The organism is Microbacterium sp. (assembly GCF_044508325.1).
Lineage (GTDB): Bacteria > Actinomycetota > Actinomycetes > Actinomycetales > Microbacteriaceae > Microbacterium.
Genome location: NZ_JBIQHX010000006.1, coordinates 1 through 3,201, shown reverse-complemented (window position 1 = coordinate 3,201; position 3,201 = coordinate 1). Strand labels below are relative to the sequence as shown.

The following is a 3,201-nucleotide window of genomic DNA, read 5'->3' as shown; positions in this document are numbered from 1 at the left end:
GGATCGCGGGACGCGCCCTTGACCTCCGCGTCGGCGCGCGCGGCCGCCTGGATGGCCATCGCGAGGGTCGCCTCGCTCCAGCCGCTCAGGTCGCGGCGGGCGCGATCGATCTGCCAGTCCTTCATGCCCAGTCGCGCCGCCAGCGCGCGCGACGGCTCGCGGGTGCCCGCCACCCGCGCCATGGTGCGCAGCTTGGATGCCACCGCCGCCACCAGCGGCACCGGGTCGGCTCCGGAGGCCAGGGCGTGCCGGAGCGCGAGCAGCGCATCGCCGTAGCGGCCGGCGATGGCGGTGTCGGCGACGGTGAAGGCCGAGGCCTCGACCCGACCACCGTAGTACCGGTTCACGACCTCGTCGGTGATGTCGCCGCTCACATCCGCGATCAGCTGCTGGCAGGCGGCGGCGAGTTCGGTGAGGTCGTCGGCGAACGCCGATACCAGCGCGCGCAGGGCTGACGGGGCGATGCGCCGCCCCGCCGCGCGGAACTCCCCCGCTGCGAAGTCGACGCGATCCGCGTCGCGCTTGATGGCGGTGCACGCGACTTCGACGCCGTCGCCGGCCCCGGAGCGGATCGCGTCGAGCAGCTTCTTGCCGCGCACGGACGCGCCCGTGTGCCGCAGCACGAGCGTCGCCCCTTCCTGCGGATGCTCCAGATACGCGAGCGCCTCGGCCAGGAAGGCGTCGGTGCACTTCTCGACGCCTTGCACGCGCACCAGCCGCGGCTCGCCGAACAGCGACGGCGACGTGACCGCGAGCAGCGTGCCGGCCTCGTAGTCGTCTGCCCGCAGGTCCGAGATCTCGACCGCCGCATCCTCGGCGCGCAGGTAGTCGCGGACCGCGGCGATCGCGCGTTCGGCGCACACCTCCTCGGGCCCTGACACGAGCACGATCGGCGCCGGGTGCGGCTCACGCCAGGACAGCTGCGGGATGGCGCTCTTGGCCGTCGTACGCGCGGGTCGGCGAGTGGGGGCGGCCATGCTCCGAGCCTACGGGACGGCGCCGACTCCGCCGTCCGCGCCCTTGTGGCGCGCAGATGCCCACGTCAGACTGTGACCGAAAACGATCGCCTGGGGTGCAGGACACCGAGTTCGGGCGCGGAGTCGTGGTCGCGGCGACCCTCCTGCTGCGTGACAGGAACGGCGATGACCCCTTCTCCGAGTGGGTCGGCTTCCTCCTCATCGTCGATCTCGGAAAGCGAGCCCTGGTCGCCGGAGTCGGCCCGCTCAAGGTCGGCCCGGCGGTGAACAGATGATCGTGCATCCCCTGCGCATCGGCGAACGCGGGTTTGTGCTGGCCGAGACGAATCGCGCGTTCTTCTCGCTTCCGCAGCCTGCCGGAAGCGCCCATGCGGTGCTGCAGTCGCTCTATGTCCGACGACAGGACGACGAGGACATCGAGGTCCGCCGGCTTGAAGTGTCGCTTCAGGCGATCTTCGACCCCCTGCAGTCGGCGACCGATGGCGCGGTCGACGTCGAGATCCGCCTTGCCGGCCCGACCGGGTTCACCGACTTGACGCCGAGCACGTCGATCGAAGCCGATCTGCACATCCTCGTGATCGGCACCTGACCGGACACGGCTCCCGGCTCCGGCGGCGGCCCACGCTCACGCCAGACGGTGACTCCCGCGCTGCCGGACGCGACGAGGATCAGCCCGTCACGATCCGTGCGACCGAAGGCCGCTCCCCCGGAACGGAGCAGCTGCAGCGTCTCAGCCCGCGGATGCCCGTAGTCGTTGCCCGCGCCGACGGTGATGAGGGCGACGGTCGCTCCGATCCGGCGATACAGCCCGGCGTCCTGATCGGCACTGCCGTGGTGCGCGACCTTGACGACCTCGTACGGCGGCCGCAGCAGCGGGTCGCCGGCGATGATCGCCTGCGGTGAGGCGGACAGGTCGCCGAGGAAGAGGGATGCCGGCACGCCGCCGCCGCGGATGTCGATCACGACGCTCGCGTCGTTGCCCGAGGGGAAGGCCGCCGTGCCCGCGCGCGGCCACAGCACGCGCCAGCGGGCACCTCCCAGCGTGCCGGTCATCCCGCTCGTCGCCGCGACGAGCCGGGCGCCTCCCTCCGCGAACCGGTCCAGCAGGCTCTGATCACCGGCGCCGGCCACCGGGCCGTGCAGCACCGTGCCCGCCATTCCGACGAGCGGCTCGGCGCCTCCGACGTGGTCGAGATCGAAGTGCGTGAGCACGAGCAGATCGATGCGACCGATCCCGAGACGGGCGAGGCACGCGCGCAGGGGCGCGGCCTCCGGTCCGGTGTCGATGAGCGCCACGCCGGATCCGGAGCGCACCAGGACCGCATCGCCCTGGCCCGCATCGCATGCGGCGATCGACCAGTCGCCCGGGGTGGTGAGCACTCCTGCGGGCCCGGCCAGCGCCGCACCTCCCACGGCGGCGCCCACGACCCCCGAGAGCACCACCGTCGCGGCGACGCGCACGGCGAGCGAGCCTGCTCCTGCGCGGCGCCACGCGACCACGACCGCCACGCACACTCCCAGTCCCGTCAGCGCCGCCGCTCCGCCCCAGCCCTCGAGCCAGGGGATCGACGCGGCAGGAAGCCCGGCCGCTGCTCTAGCGGTGGCGGCGACCCACGCGGAGGGGGCCCACGCGACCGCAGCCACGGGCCCAGCCAAGCCGGGCAGGATCGGGGTCAGGAGGCAGGCGGCCAGTCCGATCACGGTGGCCACGGGGGCCGCCGGCCCCGCGACCAGGTTCGCGATGACGCCGTAGAGCGGGACGACGGGATTCACGAGCACCAGCAGCGGCCCGCATGCCAGCTGCGCAGCGAGCGGGACCGCGATCACGAGCGCCAACGGGCGCGGCAGCCACCGCGTGAGACCGCGCGCCAAAGGCGGCGCGAGCACGAGCAGCGCGGCGGTGGCGACGGCCGACAGCGCGAAGCCGAGCGACAGCGCAAGCCACGGGTCGCCCGCGAGCAGCACGATCACGGCGAGGCACAGCGCGCTCGCGCCGGCGGCGGGGCGGCCGAGCAGGATGCCGAGCATCGCGACGGTCGCCATCGCCGCGGCGCGCACGACGCTCGGCTCGGGCGTGACGAGCACGACGAAGCCCGCCAGTGCCGTGAGAGCCGCGACCACCCGCACCCACCGGCGCGCACCGCACATGGCCGCGGCGCCGAACATCAGGCCCACGATGATCGCGCAGTTCGCGCCCGAGACCGCTGTCAGATGGCTCAGCGAC

The 3,201-nt window shown here is 73.5% G+C and carries 3 protein-coding genes; 1 reads left to right on the top strand and 2 read right to left on the bottom strand.

Features of this window, described 5'->3' with window-relative positions:
* Positions 1-977: DNA polymerase III subunit delta (gene holA / locus ACIWQI_RS06545; RefSeq protein ID WP_396656338.1), on the bottom strand; the 977-nt coding region annotated here is incomplete at its 3' end.
* Positions 978-1,072: 95 nt separating this feature from the next.
* Between holA and ACIWQI_RS06540 the strand changes: the two genes are divergently transcribed.
* A complete protein-coding gene (locus ACIWQI_RS06540) occupies positions 1,073-1,252 on the top strand; it encodes a hypothetical protein (RefSeq protein WP_396656337.1) in 180 nt (59 codons plus the stop codon).
* Between the two features lie 169 nt (positions 1,253-1,421).
* Here the strand turns inward: ACIWQI_RS06540 and ACIWQI_RS06535 are convergent.
* The coding region (locus ACIWQI_RS06535) for a ComEC/Rec2 family competence protein (protein ID WP_396656336.1) at positions 1,422-3,201 on the bottom strand (1,780 nt) is incomplete at its 5' end.